The 13,880-nt window shown below is 58.2% G+C and carries 13 protein-coding genes; 7 read left to right on the forward strand and 6 right to left on the reverse strand.

Annotation, left to right across the window (positions count from 1 at the left end):
• Positions 1-126: 126 nt before the first annotated feature.
• Complete coding sequence (gene ispE, locus EBL_RS09040; protein ID WP_002441039.1) at positions 127-996, reverse strand: 4-(cytidine 5'-diphospho)-2-C-methyl-D-erythritol kinase; 870 nt, start codon at positions 994-996, stop codon at positions 127-129.
• A 3-nt stretch (positions 997-999) separates the two neighbouring features.
• Entirely contained in the window at positions 1,000-1,623 is a 624-nt protein-coding gene (gene lolB / locus EBL_RS09045) for a lipoprotein insertase outer membrane protein LolB (RefSeq protein WP_002441038.1), read from the reverse strand.
• A 197-nt stretch (positions 1,624-1,820) separates the two neighbouring features.
• Between lolB and hemA the strand changes: the two genes are divergently transcribed.
• The 5 genes from hemA to kdsA all read left to right on the forward strand — a co-directional run bounded on the left by hemA (position 1,821) and on the right by kdsA (position 6,906).
• Entirely contained in the window at positions 1,821-3,077 is a 1,257-nt protein-coding gene (gene hemA, locus EBL_RS09050; RefSeq protein WP_002441037.1) for a glutamyl-tRNA reductase, read from the forward strand.
• Between the two features lie 40 nt (positions 3,078-3,117).
• Positions 3,118-4,200, forward strand: coding sequence for a peptide chain release factor 1 (gene prfA, locus EBL_RS09055; RefSeq protein ID WP_002441036.1), 1,083 nt, complete (start codon positions 3,118-3,120; stop codon positions 4,198-4,200).
• Positions 4,200-5,033, forward strand: coding sequence for a peptide chain release factor N(5)-glutamine methyltransferase (gene prmC / locus EBL_RS09060; protein ID WP_002441035.1), 834 nt, complete (start codon positions 4,200-4,202; stop codon positions 5,031-5,033). Before prfA ends, prmC begins: the two co-directional genes overlap by 1 nt.
• Positions 5,034-5,197: 164 nt before the next feature.
• The gene (sirB1, locus tag EBL_RS09065) at positions 5,198-6,007 is read left to right on the forward strand and encodes an invasion regulator SirB1 (RefSeq protein ID WP_002441034.1); all 810 of its coding nucleotides are present in this window, start codon (positions 5,198-5,200) and stop codon (positions 6,005-6,007) included.
• A 44-nt stretch (positions 6,008-6,051) separates the two neighbouring features.
• On the forward strand, positions 6,052-6,906 hold the full coding sequence (gene kdsA, locus EBL_RS09070) for a 3-deoxy-8-phosphooctulonate synthase (protein WP_002441033.1): 855 nt from the start codon (positions 6,052-6,054) through the stop codon (positions 6,904-6,906).
• 62 nt (positions 6,907-6,968) lie between these two features.
• Here the strand turns inward: kdsA and chaA are convergent, their stop codons facing one another.
• Entirely contained in the window at positions 6,969-8,072 is a 1,104-nt protein-coding gene (gene chaA / locus EBL_RS09075) for a sodium-potassium/proton antiporter ChaA (protein WP_002441032.1), read from the reverse strand.
• A gap of 495 nt (positions 8,073-8,567) precedes the next feature.
• Here chaA and EBL_RS09080 point away from each other — a divergent pair, with 495 nt between their 5' ends.
• Entirely contained in the window at positions 8,568-9,275 is a 708-nt protein-coding gene (locus EBL_RS09080) for a gamma-glutamylcyclotransferase (protein WP_002441031.1), read from the forward strand.
• Between the two features lie 16 nt (positions 9,276-9,291).
• Here EBL_RS09080 and EBL_RS09085 read toward each other — a convergent pair whose 3' ends face one another.
• Positions 9,292-9,645 carry a DsrE/DsrF/TusD sulfur relay family protein gene (locus tag EBL_RS09085; RefSeq protein ID WP_002441030.1) on the reverse strand — a complete coding sequence of 118 codons (354 nt, stop codon included), beginning with the start codon at positions 9,643-9,645 and terminating at the stop codon, positions 9,292-9,294.
• Between the two features lie 244 nt (positions 9,646-9,889).
• Here EBL_RS09085 and EBL_RS09090 point away from each other — a divergent pair, with 244 nt between their 5' ends.
• Positions 9,890-11,326: a YchO/YchP family invasin gene (locus tag EBL_RS09090; RefSeq protein ID WP_002441029.1), complete on the forward strand. Its 1,437-nt coding sequence runs from the start codon at positions 9,890-9,892 to the stop codon at positions 11,324-11,326.
• On the opposite strand, the gene narL is transcribed toward EBL_RS09090, so the two are convergent.
• Positions 11,279-11,929 carry a two-component system response regulator NarL gene (narL, locus tag EBL_RS09095; RefSeq protein WP_002441028.1) on the reverse strand — a complete coding sequence of 217 codons (651 nt, stop codon included), beginning with the start codon at positions 11,927-11,929 and terminating at the stop codon, positions 11,279-11,281. The two genes, EBL_RS09090 and narL, sit on opposite strands and share 48 nt — an antisense overlap.
• Before the next feature lie 15 nt (positions 11,930-11,944).
• Complete coding sequence (gene narX, locus EBL_RS09100; RefSeq protein WP_002441027.1) at positions 11,945-13,717, reverse strand: nitrate/nitrite two-component system sensor histidine kinase NarX; 1,773 nt, start codon at positions 13,715-13,717, stop codon at positions 11,945-11,947.
• Between the last annotated feature and the right edge of the window lie 163 nt (positions 13,718-13,880).

Below are 13,880 nucleotides of genomic sequence, written 5' to 3' on the forward strand. Positions count from 1 at the left end.
GAGAAAAACCTCAGGCATGCGTCCAGTGGTGGATGATGACCAGCGCATAAAGCGGGGGAGTGGTACACCATCCAGGCGGTGTGATTAAATTGAGCGCGATGCAACGTCTGAAACAGGGTGACGTTGTCACCAACACTCAGCTTGCCCGGAAATAACCCGGTGTAGCGCAGAGACATTCGCCCCCCGCGCAACAAACCCATGTAGCCATTCCGGGGCTTGCTCAAGCACCTGCCTGGCAGCGGTCTCGGTGTCAAATTCAGCAAACACACAAGCCCCTGTCCCGGTCAGGCGCGACGGCGCGTATTCTAACAGCCAGGAAAGGAGTGCATCAACCTCGCGGAAACGTTTTCTCGCGATATCCTCGCAATCATTGCTAAATTCACATTTTAGCAACTTTTCTATTGACCTGACTGGTGTATTTCTGCGCAGTTCCGGATCGCCAAAAATAACCGGTGTCGGAATGCTCACACCCGGATGGGCAACCAGATACCATTTTTCTGGCGGATCAACCGGTGTCAGCTGCTCGCCGACCCCCTGGGCAAACGCCGCATGCCCCTGAACAAACACCGGCACATCCGCCCCAAGCTGCAGGCCGAGCTGCGCAAGCTCAGCCAGAGAAAACCCGGTATCCCACAAGTGGTTAAGCACCACCAGCACGGTGGCGGCGTCAGAAGAGCCGCCGCCCAGCCCGCCGCCCATGGGCAGGCGCTTTTCTACCCCAAGGCTGGCCCCGGCACCGGGGGGCAGCGTGCCCGCCAGGCGGGCCTTCGCCATCAGTAACCGGGCGGCACGTATAATCAGGTTGTCGTCAGTGGCGACCCCGGGAACGGGCGTGGTCAGGATAAGCTGCCCGTCCTGGCGTGGGGTAATAAGCAGCGTGTCCCCGTAGTCCAGGAACTGGAACAGGGTCTGCAGATTGTGGTAGCCGTCAGGGCGACGGCCGGTAATATACAAAAACAGATTAAGTTTAGCCGGAGACGGCCAGCGCGATGTCATAGCTTATTTCACAATCCAGTTATCCATGCGCAGCTTAATGCGCTGGCTGCCTTCGGTAAGCTCCATATTGGTGGGCAGTGGCGGCTGGGCGTCGTTATAGCTGCTGTAATTCACCTGCCAGTGGCGGCCATCTTCTGTGGTGTAGTTCAGTGAGCGCAGGCGGTATTTATCATCAAGGGTGTAGTCGGTGGCTTTACCCGGCAGGCCGAGCATCCAGGCCCGCAGGTTATCGATAGGAATCGCCATGCCGGTGAGTCGGGCAATCATCTCTTCGGCGTTGTCTGAGGTGTAGCTTTTGCCTTTGTTGTCAATCAGCTGCACGGTGCCGGGCCGGGCGGTCAGGGACATTTCGGTACTGCCCAGCGGGTTGGTCAGCAGCAGCCGGTAGTGATCCTGGCCGGTTTGCTGCCAGAAGAAGCGCGCGTACACCCGCTGATCATCAGACAGGTAGGCAAAGGCCCCCCGGGTCTGATACTGGGAAAGCTGTGTCACCGCCGTCTGGTGCTGTTTCCACTGGGGAGCGGTTGGGCTTTTCCCCGGCCCCTGGGGTGGGGTTGTGGCACAGGCCGCCAGTAACAGGCTGGCAAGCGGGAGTAAACGCAGCGGGCGCAAGCGGAAGGTAAACATAATGGCAGCACATCCTTGGATAGTCTTCGTAATATGTGATCATGCTAGCCGTCACGATGAAAAGCGTCTACGCCAAGTTGTCAGAAATCATTAAATTATCTATTACTCCTAAAGGGGCGGCTCCCTTTTATTGATCTGCAGCATCCTGTATGATGCTGGCAGAAATCCTTAGCAATGCCGGTACTATTTCCGTTCAAATGACTCTGTTAGCATTAGGTATTAACCATAAAACCGCACCAGTGTCGCTGCGAGAACGCGTAACGTTTTCGCCGGATACCCTCGACCAGGCGCTGACAAGTCTGCTTGCCCAGCCAATGGTGCAGGGCGGCGTTGTGTTATCTACCTGCAACCGCACCGAGCTCTACCTGAGCGTTGAAGAGCAGGAAAACCTCCAGGAACAGCTGATTCACTGGCTGTGCGATTACCATAATCTGAACGAAGCCGAACTGCGCGCCAGCATTTACTGGCACCGTAATAACGATGCGGTGAGCCACCTGATGCGGGTTGCCAGCGGGCTGGATTCGATGATCCTCGGTGAGCCGCAGATCCTGGGCCAGGTGAAAAAAGCCTTTGCCGATTCCCACGCGGGCCACGCCAGCGCCAGTGAACTGGAGCGCATGTTTCAGAAGTCGTTCTCCGTGGCGAAACGGGTGCGTACCGAAACGGACATCGGCGCCAGTGCGGTATCGGTGGCCTTTGCCGCCTGTACTCTGGCGCGGCAGATCTTTGAATCACTTTCCGGGGTAACCGTACTGCTGGTGGGCGCCGGGGAGACCATTGAACTGGTGGCGCGCCATCTGCGTGAGCACCGGGTTAAAAACATGATTATTGCCAACCGCACCCGGGAGCGCGCTCAGCAGCTGGCGGATGAAGTGGGTGCGGAGGTTATTGGCCTTGCGGATATTGATACCCGCCTGAAAGACGCGGATATCGTTATCAGCTCGACAGCCAGCCCGCTGCCGATTATCGGCAAGGGGATGGTGGAGCGGGCCATGAAAGCCCGCCGCAACCAGCCGGTGCTGCTGGTGGATATCGCGGTGCCACGGGATGTGGAGCCGGAAGTGGGCAACGTGGCAAACGCCTACCTGTACGGGGTGGACGATCTGCAGGCTATCATCCAGCACAATATGGATCAGCGCAAAGCCGCTGCCGTGCAGGCTGAAAGCATTGTTGAACAGGAAACCGGCGAATTTATGTCCTGGCTGCGCGCCCAGAGCGCCAGCGAGACCATCCGCGATTACCGCAATCAGGCTGAAACGGTGCGCGATGAGCTGAGCGCCAAAGCGCTGGCCGCCCTGCAACAGGGGGCCGATGCGGGCGAGATCCTTGAAGATCTGGCCCGTAAACTAACCAACCGCCTGATCCACTCACCCACCAAAGCACTGCAGCAGGCCGCCCGTGACGGGGATGAAACCCGCCTGCAAATGTTACGCGACAGCCTCGGGCTGGATTAGCACATACCCATTCTTATTATTAAAAGGTCAATCACTGCCCATGAAGCCTTCTATCGTCGCAAAACTGGAAGCCTTATACGAACGCCATCAGGAAGTTCAGGCCCTGCTGGGAGATGCGGACACCATCGCAGACCAGGACCGGTTTCGCGCCCTGTCAAAAGAATATGCCCAGCTCAGTGATGTTGCGCGCTGCTTTCTGCAGTGGCGGCAAAACCAGGAAGATATCGAAACTGCGGAAAGCATGCTCGACGATCCGGAAATGAAAGAGATGGCGCAGGAAGAGTTACAGGCCGCCAGACAACAGCGGGAAGCGCTGGAAACCGAGCTTCAGGTGCTGCTGCTGCCCAGAGATCCGGATGACGAACGCAACGCCTTTGTGGAAATCCGCGCCGGAACCGGCGGCGATGAAGCGGCGCTGTTTGCCGGGGATCTGTTCCGTATGTACAGCCGCTATGCGGAATCCCGCCGCTGGCGTGTGGAAGTGATGAGCGCCAGCGAAGGTGAGCACGGGGGCTTTAAAGAAGTTATCGCCAAAATCAGCGGCGACGGGGTCTATGGCCGCCTGAAGTTTGAATCCGGTGGTCACCGGGTGCAGCGTGTTCCGGCCACCGAATCCCAGGGGCGTATTCATACCTCTGCCTGTACTGTGGCGGTAATGCCGGAGCTGCCGGAAGCGGAACTGCCGGACATTAACCCGGCGGATCTGCGCATTGATACCTTCCGCTCTTCCGGGGCCGGGGGTCAGCACGTTAACACCACCGATTCGGCCATTCGTATTACCCACCTGCCTACCGGCATTGTGGTGGAGTGCCAGGATGAACGCTCCCAGCACAAGAACAAGGCCAAGGCCATGTCGGTTCTGGGTGCGCGTATCCGGGCGGCGGAGCTTGCCAAACGCCAGCAGGAAGAGGCCTCCACCCGGCGTAACCTGCTGGGCAGCGGCGATCGCAGTGACCGTAACCGCACCTATAACTTCCCCCAGGGGCGGGTGACCGATCACCGGATTAACCTGACGCTGTACCGGCTGGATGAAGCCATGGAAGGAAAACTGGATATGCTGATTGAGCCGATTGTCCAGGAGTTCCAGGCCGATCAGCTGGCCGCCTTGTCCGAGCAGGAATAATGACCTTCCGGGAGTGGTTACAGCAGGCGGTGGCGCAACTGAGCGCCAGCGAGAGCCCGCGCCGGGATGCGGAGATCCTGCTTGGTCTGGTGACCGGCAAGAGCCGCACGTTCATTATGGCATTTGACGAAACCGCCCTGAGCGGCGGGCAACAGCAGCGCCTGGCGGCGTTGCTGGCGCGCCGGGCTCAGGGTGAGCCGGTAGCGCATATTACCGGCACCCGGGAGTTCTGGTCGCTGCCGCTGTTTGTCTCCCCGGTGACACTTATTCCGCGCCCGGACACCGAGTGCCTGGTCGAGCAGGCGCTGGCGCGCTTACCGGCGGGCCCCTGCCGGATCCTGGATCTGGGCACCGGCACCGGCGCGATTGCGCTGGCGTTGGCCAGTGAACGGCCGGAGAGCCAGGTGTACGCCACCGATCTGGTGGCAGAGGCGGTGGCCCTGGCGCAGCGTAATGCCCGCCAGCTGGATATCCGTAATATCACCATCAGGCAGAGCGACTGGTTCAGTGCCCTGAGCGGTGAACAGTTCGCGCTGATTACCAGCAACCCTCCCTATATTGATGACCAGGATCCGCATCTGGCCCGGGGCGATGTGCGTTTTGAGCCGCGCAGTGCGCTGGTGGCAGGGGATCACGGCCTCAGTGATCTGGCGCTGCTGGTCGACCAGGCCCGGGGGTATCTGGAGCCCGGCGGCTGGCTACTGCTGGAGCACGGCTGGCAGCAGGGGGAGGCGGTCCGGCAGCTCTTTTGCCAGAGCGGTTACCAGCAGGTAGAGACCTGCCGGGATTACGGCGGGAATGAGCGCTTAACCGCGGGCCGTTATCCGGGCTGACGCTTTCGTTATTTAGCGTTATCATTTACGCCGTTTAGATTTTACTGCGCCGGGTCACCCGTGGTCTGGCGGCCGGTGAGGGCGTATAACCGCCGCTTACCGGAACGGGTGGTGCGCGCTTATTAGCCGCCGCGCCACCGAACACTATTACCACCGGGGAAAGTATGAAGTTGTTGGCCGATTTCGAATTCAACAAAGCGCCGCTTTGCGAAGGCATGATCTTAATTGCACGCAATATCCGCGAGGACTTCCCGGAAAAGGATGTTCGTGACCAGCTGGATAAGCTGGTAAAACTGGCCCGGGAAGAGATTTGCGCCGGGCAGCACCATGATCTACAACTGGAGAAACTGCTGGCGCTGTTCTACGGCGAGTGGGGATTCCGTGATGTGAGCGGCGTCTATAAGTTATCCGACGCCCTGTGGCTGGATAAGGTCCTTGCCAGCCGTGAGGGGAGCGCTGCGTCGCTGGGGGCTATTTTGCTGTGGGTGGCAGAGCAGCTGGATATCCCGCTGATGCCGGTGATTTTCCCCACCCAGTTACTGCTGCGGGCAGACTGGATGGACGGCGAAATGTGGCTGATTAACCCGTTCAATGGCGAAAGCCTTGATGAGCACACCCTTGAGGTGTGGCTGAAGGGCAATATCGGCCCTTCGGCCCAGCTCTTTAATGAAGATCTGGAAGAGTCCGATAATGCGGAAGTGATCCGCAAACTGCTCGATACCCTGAAATCCTCACTGATGGAGGAGCGCCAGCTGGAGCTGGCCCTGCGCACCAGTGAAGTGCTGTTGCAGTTTAACCCGGAAGATCCTTACGAGATCCGCGACCGGGGGCTTATCTATGCCCAGCTGGACTGCGAACATGTGGCGCTTAATGATTTCAGCTATTTTATTGAACACTGTCCGGAAGATCCGATAAGCGAAATGATCAAAGCCCAGATGAACACCATTTCGAATAAACCGGTTACCCTGCACTGATTGTGCGTTGCGGCACTCAGATTTACACCTGATAAGGCGAAAATATGAAACAGAAAGTAGTTAGCATTGGCGATATCAAGGTTGCCAACGACCTGCCATTTGTCCTGTTCGGCGGTATGAATGTGCTGGAGTCACGGGACCTGGCGATGCGCATTTGCGAGCACTACGTGGATGTTACCGACAGACTGGGGATCCCGTATGTGTTTAAAGCCTCTTTCGATAAGGCGAACCGTTCCTCTATTCACTCATATCGTGGCCCGGGCCTGGAAGAAGGGATGAAAATCTTCCAGGAGCTGAAACAGACCTTTGGTGTGAAAATCATCACGGATGTCCATGAACCGCAGCAGGCGCAGCCGGTATCTGAGGTGGTGGACGTGATCCAACTGCCTGCCTTCCTGGCCCGCCAGACCGATCTTGTGGAAGCGATGGCCAGAACCGGGGCGGTGATCAACGTGAAAAAACCGCAGTTTGTCAGCCCGGGGCAGATGGGCAATATCGTGGATAAATTCCATGAAGGCGGCAACGACAAGGTTATCCTCTGCGACCGGGGCAGCAACTTCGGCTATGACAACCTGGTCGTGGATATGCTGGGCTTCGGGGTGATGAAAAACGCCACCGGTAACAGCCCGGTGATTTTTGATGTGACCCACTCCCTGCAGTGCCGCGATCCGTTTGGTGCGGCTTCCGGCGGGCGTCGCGCCCAGGTGACTGAGCTGGCCCGTGCCGGTATGGCGGTGGGCATTGCGGGGCTGTTTATTGAGGCGCACCCGGATCCGGAACACGCCCGTTGCGACGGCCCGTCCGCGCTGCCGCTGGATAAGCTCGAGCCGTTCCTGAAGCAGATGAAAGCCATCGATGATTTGGTGAAAAGTTTCCCGGAACTTGATACCAGCAAGTAATGCCGAAAGTGCAAATAAAAATACCGACGCCAGGGCGTCGGTATTTTTTTTACTGCGGAGTGTCAGGCAAAAATCGTCATCAGATAGGCGGCAAACAGCGCCAGATGCGCCGAGCCATTAAGCACGTTAGTGCGCCCGGTTGAGAAGGAAATATGGCACAGCACCAGTGCTGCACACATCACCACCAGCTCCGGCGCCTCCAGACCAAAGACCAGCTCGTTACCGGTCAGAATGGCGATGATCGTTACACAGGGCACGGTCAGTGAAATGGTCGCCAGAACCGAGCCGAAAAACAGATTCATGGCGCGCTGCACCTGGTTATTCAGCACCGCTTTAATGGCCCCGAGCCCTTCCGGGGAGAGGATCAGCAACGCCACCAGGAAGCCGGTAAAGGCCACCGGCGCATTCAGGGTCGACAGCAGCGACTCCAGCGGGCGGGCGTTCATTTTGGTGACTGAAATCACCGCCACCAGATGCACAATCAGCCAGGCCGCGTGCCATTTACTGCTGTGGGCAGAGGGCTTACCGTGGTGGGGATCGTCGTCGTCGCTCTCGTCTTCGTGCTCATAAACAAACAGATTCTGGTGGGTTTTGGTCTGAATCAGCAAAAATACCCCGTACATGGCGGCAGAGATCAGCGCCACCATCACGGCCTGGCCGGTGGTAAAATTGCCGCCCGGCAGCGCGGTGGGGAAGACCAGCACAATGATCGCCAGCGGGAAGATGGCCATCAGATACTGTTTAATACCAAACAGGTTCACATACTGGGTGGCAAATTTCCGCCCGCCCATCAGCAGGGCGAAGCCCACCAGGCCGCCGGTAACGATAGTAATAATGGAGTATAAGGTGTCGCGCATCAGGGTGGGGGCCGCCTCGCCGGTGGCCATCAGGGCGGAAATCAGGCTGACTTCCAGAATCACCACCGACAGGCTGAGAATAAGTGAACCGTAAGGCTCCCCCAGACGATGGGCCAGCACGTCCGCGTGGCGTACTACGCTGAACGCACTGCTGAGAATGGCGACCAGCGCCAGTGCGTTAATTCCGATGATCCCCGGCAGTGACTGGGTGGAACTCCACAGCACCAGCACCGCCAGGGCGGCTATCGGAAAAATAAGGGATGTTTCCTTATGGCGGGTTTTAACCGCCTCACAGGCAGGGGTTGTCATTGTTGTGCTCCGTATACAACTGGGAATCAGGTGAATTAGTATCTTATTGATAGCACACTAAAATAACAAAAAAATAGCGTCTGTAATAATTGCTTTACGTAGTTTTACCGCATGTCGCGTTCAGCACTTTCCCGCAAATCTGGCATTTGGTGTTCAGAAATCTGTGCCCGGGGGTGTATTCTGGTGCCCGGCGGGTTAATTATTCCGCGCCGTGCTTTGTGCCGGGTGGGGATATATTTAGCGGGCCAGTAACGTTATTCAGCTGTTAACTGACGGTAATGCAGGCCGCGCCAGTGCTGGCGGTAGCAAATTTATACTGTTTTCTTATCAGGCTGTTATTTCTTTATTTTCGTGCCAGGATTAATTAACGGCAACGAATAACAATACCAGGCTATCGTGAGACGCCAAATTTCACCGGCCCGGTGCAGGCGTGTATTTTATCTGTGATGGAAAGTAATAAGACAGGGAATCACGTGATCAGGAGGTAAGTCGTTCGTGTTAACCCGTGATTTTTTGATCAATGCTGACTGTAAAAGCGCCTTCGGGGATATAGATGAATCCCTGCTCTGGAGCCCGGAACAACGGGCCGCCTCCCTGGCGGCAACCCTTGCCTGCCGCCCGGATAGCGGGCCGGTATGGATCTTTGGCTACGGCTCGCTGATGTGGAACCCGGCGATGGTCTATGATGATGCCTGCACCGGCACCCTGGAAGGCTGGCACCGGGCGTTTTGTCTGCGCCTGACCGCCGGGCGGGGCACGGCCTGCCAGCCCGGGCGTATGCTGGCCCTGAAACAGGGGGGGCGCACCACGGGCCTGGCTTACCGTATTCCGCAAGAGGATACCGCCCAGGAGCTGACGCTGTTATGGAAGCGCGAGATGATAACCGGTTGCTACCTGCCCACCTGGTGCCGGCTGACCCTGGATGATGGCCGGGAGATACACGCGCTGGTGTTTATTATGGATCCGCGCCACCCGCAGTATGAGGCCGACACCCGGCCCCAGGTTATTGCCCCGCTGATCGCCAGGGCCAGCGGGCCGCTGGGCACCAACGCCCAGTATCTCTTTTCCCTGGAGGCACAGCTTAAAAAGCTCGGTATGGCCGATGAAAGCCTCGATACCTTAGTGGGGGAGGTGCGGGCGTGTCTGGTGCCGGGAGAGTCCAGCAACTGGCCGCACCCGGGGGGCGACACCGCGGCAACATAACAGCGCCCGCGCAGCCTCAGAAGGTCAGCACTTTGTCTGCCTCCAGGGTCCACTGGGCCAGCTCAACCAGCGTGCCGATGGCAACCCCGTCAATCAGCGGCAGGTTGGTTATCCCGCGGCTGTCGGTACAGGTTTTGCACAGTTTCACGGCAATATTCTGGGCGGTGAGGATCTCCAGCATTTGCTGAATGTTGTAGCCTTCGGCCGGTTTCTGGCCGTTTAACCCGGCAGTGACCGCGTCTGACATCAGAAATACCCGGAGCTGCGGGCGCGGCTCCTGCTCACTTAGCGCAATCGCCAGGCGCAGGCTGTTAAACAGTGACTCGTTGCCGTAGGCGGCGCCGTTGGCGATGATGACTATCTTTTGCATCAGTAGATCCCTTGTGAGTGGAAAGGCTGACAGGATACACACAAAAGCGGCGTGGATCTTAATCCGGATCGGTTTCACGGGCGGATAATGTGGTCAGGATGGACAGATAATAGCCGAACAGCGCGCATAAACCTGCTACAGGTCGTGGATTTTACGGGTTTTAGCCCCATCACCCGGGAATAGGTTATACTGCGATTAATCGATTCAAATCAAAGGTGCTGCGTTCTTACAACGTTCTGAAGAGATGCCATTTTGCCATTCGCTGCCCCGCCTTTTGCTGTTTTGTACTGCGTTTTACTACGCACCGCTTAGCGTGTTTGCCGCGCCGTTAACGCCTGACCAGCAGGCGGACACACTCCCTGATTTAGGCATTAAAGATGACAGCGGCGACTATGCCCGGCACCTGGCAACCATGCTGAAAAGTTTTGGTGAAGCCAGCATGACCGACAACGGGCTGGATACGGGGGAGCAGGCGCGGGTGTTCGCACTCGGGCAACTTAAAGATGTGCTTGAGCAACAGTTACTGACCCAGACCAGCGATCTGCTGTCGCCCTGGGGTAACGCGACCCTGAACCTGGCGGTGAATAACGAAGGCCAGTTCACCGGCAGTAACGGCTCTTTTTTCGCCCCGCTGGTGGATAACAACCGCTACCTGACCTGGAGCCAGCTGGGGATGACCTGGCAGGAGCAGGGGGCCGTGGCAAACTGGGGGGTTGGTCAGCGCTGGATCCAGGGCAACTGGCTACTGGGTTACAACACCTTCTACGACCGCCAGTTTGCCGACAGCCTGAGCCGGGCCGGGGTCGGGGCCGAAGCCTGGGGGGAGTATTTACGCTTCTCTGCCAACTATTACCACCCGCTTTCTGGCTGGTCCCGTAAGGGGGGCGTTCAGGAGCAGCGCATGGCGCAGGGCTACGATGTCAGCGCCCGGGCCTGGCTGCCGTTTTACCGCTATATCAATACCAGCCTGAGCCTGGAGCAGTATTTTGGTAACCGGGTGGATCTGTTTAACAACGGCACCGGGGCGAAAGATCCGCTGGCGGTGAATCTCGGGCTCAGTTATACCCCGGTGCCGCTGGTCACGATTACCGCCCAGCATAAATATGGTGAGAGCGGTAACAGCCAGGATAACCTGGCGCTGAAGCTCAATTACCGGTTTGGTGTCCCGCTGGACAAGCAGCTTTCTGCCTCTGAGGTGGCCGCCAGCCGCTCACTGCGCGGCAGCCGCTATGACACGGTAGAGCGTATTGATGTCCCGGTTGTGGCGTATCGCCAGCGTAAAACCCTGTCGGCATTTCTGGCCACCCCCCCCTGGGATGTTCAGCCCGGTGAATCCGTGGTGCTGAAGCTCCAGGTGGTGGCGCCCGCCGGGATCCGCAGCATTACCTGGCAGGGGGATATTCAGGCGCTGAGCCTGACGCCGGGGGCCGATAACCACAGCACCGAAGGCTGGAGCATTATTATGCCCCGCTGGAACGATAACCCGGGGGCCGCCAATAGCTGGCAGATCTCGGCCATCATTGAGGATAACAACGGCCGCCGGGTCACCAGTAACTGGATAACCCTGCAACTGCAGGCGCCGCTGACCCACTGGCCTGCGGCGGATGACCGTTACCGCTTGCCGTCTGAACCGTTAAAAGATCCGCTCCTGGTGAACCCAGACGGCAGCTTCAACCCGTGATTTGAGTTTCATTTTCTTCAGCAGGTGTTTGACGTGCACTTTTACGGTGCTTTCGGTGATGTCGAGCCGCCGGGCAATCATCTTATTGGGCAGCCCCTGGGCAATCAGCCGCAGAATGTCTTTCTCCCGGGGGGTCAGCAGGCTGATTTCCCGCTCTGAGGTGGCCCGGTTGGCGCGCAGGCTGGCGGCCAGCACTGGTGTGAGGGTTTCGCTGAGCACCATCTCGCCCGCTGCCGCCTGTTGCAGGGCTTTGAGCAACTCTTCCGGCTCCATATCCTTGAGCAGGTAGCCATCGGCACCGCGCTTAAGGGCGGAGACCACATCCTCTTCGTGGTTAGAGACGCTGAACACCACAACCCGCCCGGACAGGGGCTTTTCCCGCAGGTGATCAAGGGTTTCCAGACCATTCATTCCGGGCATATTGAGATCGAGTAATATCAGGTCCGGGTCGAGGCTTTCCGCCAGTTCGACCCCCAGCTGACCATTACCGGCCTCACCGACAACGCACAGCCCCGGGGCCATACTGATCAGCTGTTTTACGCCGGTGCGCAGCATAGGATGATCATCAATCAGCAGAATCGTGGCTGCTTCCTGGTTATTCATGGGTGTACTCCTGTGTTAGGAAGATTGGCCGTCGGGGGTGAAGGTCACACACACTTCGGTGCCCCCTTGCGGGCGTGGCTGTATCTGGCAATTTCCCTTCAGGGTATGTGCCCGGTCACGCATAATAATTAATCCATAATGGTTGCGGCGCTCACCGTTTTCCGGGATTCCGCAGCCGTTATCGGTCACGCTCAGTTTCACCTGCTTGCCCTCCATCACGGCGCTGATGTTAACCGCGCTGGCCCCGGCATGTTTCAGGGTGTTATTCAGAGCTTCACGCACAATTTGTACCAGATGGATTGCCTGATTAGAGGGCACCAGCCGCGAGGGCAGCTGATAATCCAGGGTAACCGCAAAGCCGAGTTTTTCGCTGAACTCTTCACAGCAGGCTTCCAGGGCCGGGCGTAACCCGGGCTCGCTGAGCTGCAGGCGGAAAGTGGTCAGCAACTCGCGAAGCTGGCGCCATGAGCTGTTGAGCTCGTTACGGATCTGCCCCAGCAGCTCGCGGCTGGCCTCCGGCATGTCTCCCCCCTGCATTTGCAGGCAACTGACCTGCATCTTCATACAGGAGAGGGACTGGGCTATCGAGTCATGCAGCTCGCGGGCAATGGCGGAGCGCTCCTCCATCACCATCAGCTGCTGCTGGCGCTCGGAGTGGCGCTCCAGGGCGAGGGTTGAGGTGAGCTGCTCCATCAGGGTTTCAACCAGCAGTTGCTGATCCTGGTTGAGCACATTCCCCTCCGGGAGCTGCGCCAGGACCAGCCCGTACTGATTCTGGCTATCCGTCAGGCGCCATTTACAGGGGGTGGCATTAGGCAACACTGTTGGCACGCTGCGCGGGCAGAGCTGGCAGCCGCGATCGTAGCAGTCTTTGCCGGGCTGCAAAGAGAACTCCTGATAGTGCTCTTCGTCTTCATGTTCGTAGACCCGCATTTCAAGGTTGCGCAGCGGGGTAAATTTTTGCAGCTCATTGAGCACCGGGGTGACCCGCTGGCAAAAATCCGCCTGGGAGTGTAGCTGGCGGTTTGCCCAGTACAGGAAGGAGAGCACCCGGTTTTTATGCTCCAGACGGGCGGTCTTTTCCGCGACCCGGGCTTCGAGGCTGGCGTAGCTCTCTGCCAGCTCGCTGGACATGCTGTTCAGGGCCGCCCCGAGGGTGGCCATCTCATTGCGCCCGCTTATCTGCGCCCGCCGGGTAAAATCCCGGTGCCCCACGGCGGTGGCGATAGTCATCAGCTGGCGCCAGGGTTGCAGCAGGCGCTTATGCAGCCAGACAATGGTAAACAGAAAAAGCACCACCACCAGCAGCGCCATCACCAGTTGCAACATAACCACATGCTGCATCCGCTGTTCGGTCTGCTGATCAAAGGCGGTGACCAGCTCATCAATGCGCGCCACATAATGGGCCACCTGAACCTCAACCTCGCGCTGGTTGTGCGCCGCCTTGAGTGCCGGTGCCAGCTCCTGCTCCCAGCAGATCTTCAGCGACTGGAGCTTCGCCCGCTGGTGATCGTTACTGGCGGCCCTGGCCAGCTCGTCGCTGTTGACGGTGTTGCTCATTTCATCAAGCAGAGCATTACTGGCCGGGGTCAGGGGAACGGCCGCCAGCAGGCGGTAGCTCTGCATTCGCAGGGAGCCGGCTTTGTTGATGGCGTGGGCACTTCCCTGGATGCCGTTTCCCAGCCAGCTGGCCGTTCCCAGTGCCGCAACACCCAGCACAGCCAGGAGCAGGACAATCAGCACCAGCTGGTTAACCAGGCTCAGCGGTGAGAGAAGACGCTTCAACATGACGGCGGAAGACTCCATTAAGATAATGAGATTGCGGTTATTTTCACCTGTAGCCAGGAGTATACCCATACCCCCAAGGAATTACCTCTTAATTGACCGTGGGTGTATTCTGGCTACCCGGATAAGGGTAGGGCGTTTCATGCATGTGATTATCCTCGCTTTT

This window comes from Shimwellia blattae DSM 4481 = NBRC 105725 (genome assembly GCF_000262305.1).
Classification (GTDB): Bacteria; Pseudomonadota; Gammaproteobacteria; order Enterobacterales; family Enterobacteriaceae; genus Shimwellia; species Shimwellia blattae.

Coding starts and splice junctions, on each gene's coding strand:
- kdsA (WP_002441033.1), top strand. CDS start 6,052: ATGAAACAGAAAGTAGTTAGCATTGGCGATATCAAGGTTGCCAACGAC.
- chaA (WP_002441032.1), bottom strand. CDS start 8,072: ATGACAACCCCTGCCTGTGAGGCGGTTAAAACCCGCCATAAGGAAACA.
- prmC (WP_002441035.1), top strand. CDS start 4,200: ATGACCTTCCGGGAGTGGTTACAGCAGGCGGTGGCGCAACTGAGCGCC.
- narX (WP_002441027.1), bottom strand. CDS start 13,717: ATGTTGAAGCGTCTTCTCTCACCGCTGAGCCTGGTTAACCAGCTGGTG.
- ispE (WP_002441039.1), bottom strand. CDS start 996: ATGACATCGCGCTGGCCGTCTCCGGCTAAACTTAATCTGTTTTTGTAT.
- EBL_RS09090 (WP_002441029.1), top strand. CDS start 9,890: ATGCCATTTTGCCATTCGCTGCCCCGCCTTTTGCTGTTTTGTACTGCG.
- sirB1 (WP_002441034.1), top strand. CDS start 5,198: ATGAAGTTGTTGGCCGATTTCGAATTCAACAAAGCGCCGCTTTGCGAA.
- EBL_RS09085 (WP_002441030.1), bottom strand. CDS start 9,645: ATGCAAAAGATAGTCATCATCGCCAACGGCGCCGCCTACGGCAACGAG.
- narL (WP_002441028.1), bottom strand. CDS start 11,929: ATGAATAACCAGGAAGCAGCCACGATTCTGCTGATTGATGATCATCCT.
- prfA (WP_002441036.1), top strand. CDS start 3,118: ATGAAGCCTTCTATCGTCGCAAAACTGGAAGCCTTATACGAACGCCAT.
- lolB (WP_002441038.1), bottom strand. CDS start 1,623: ATGTTTACCTTCCGCTTGCGCCCGCTGCGTTTACTCCCGCTTGCCAGC.
- hemA (WP_002441037.1), top strand. CDS start 1,821: ATGACTCTGTTAGCATTAGGTATTAACCATAAAACCGCACCAGTGTCG.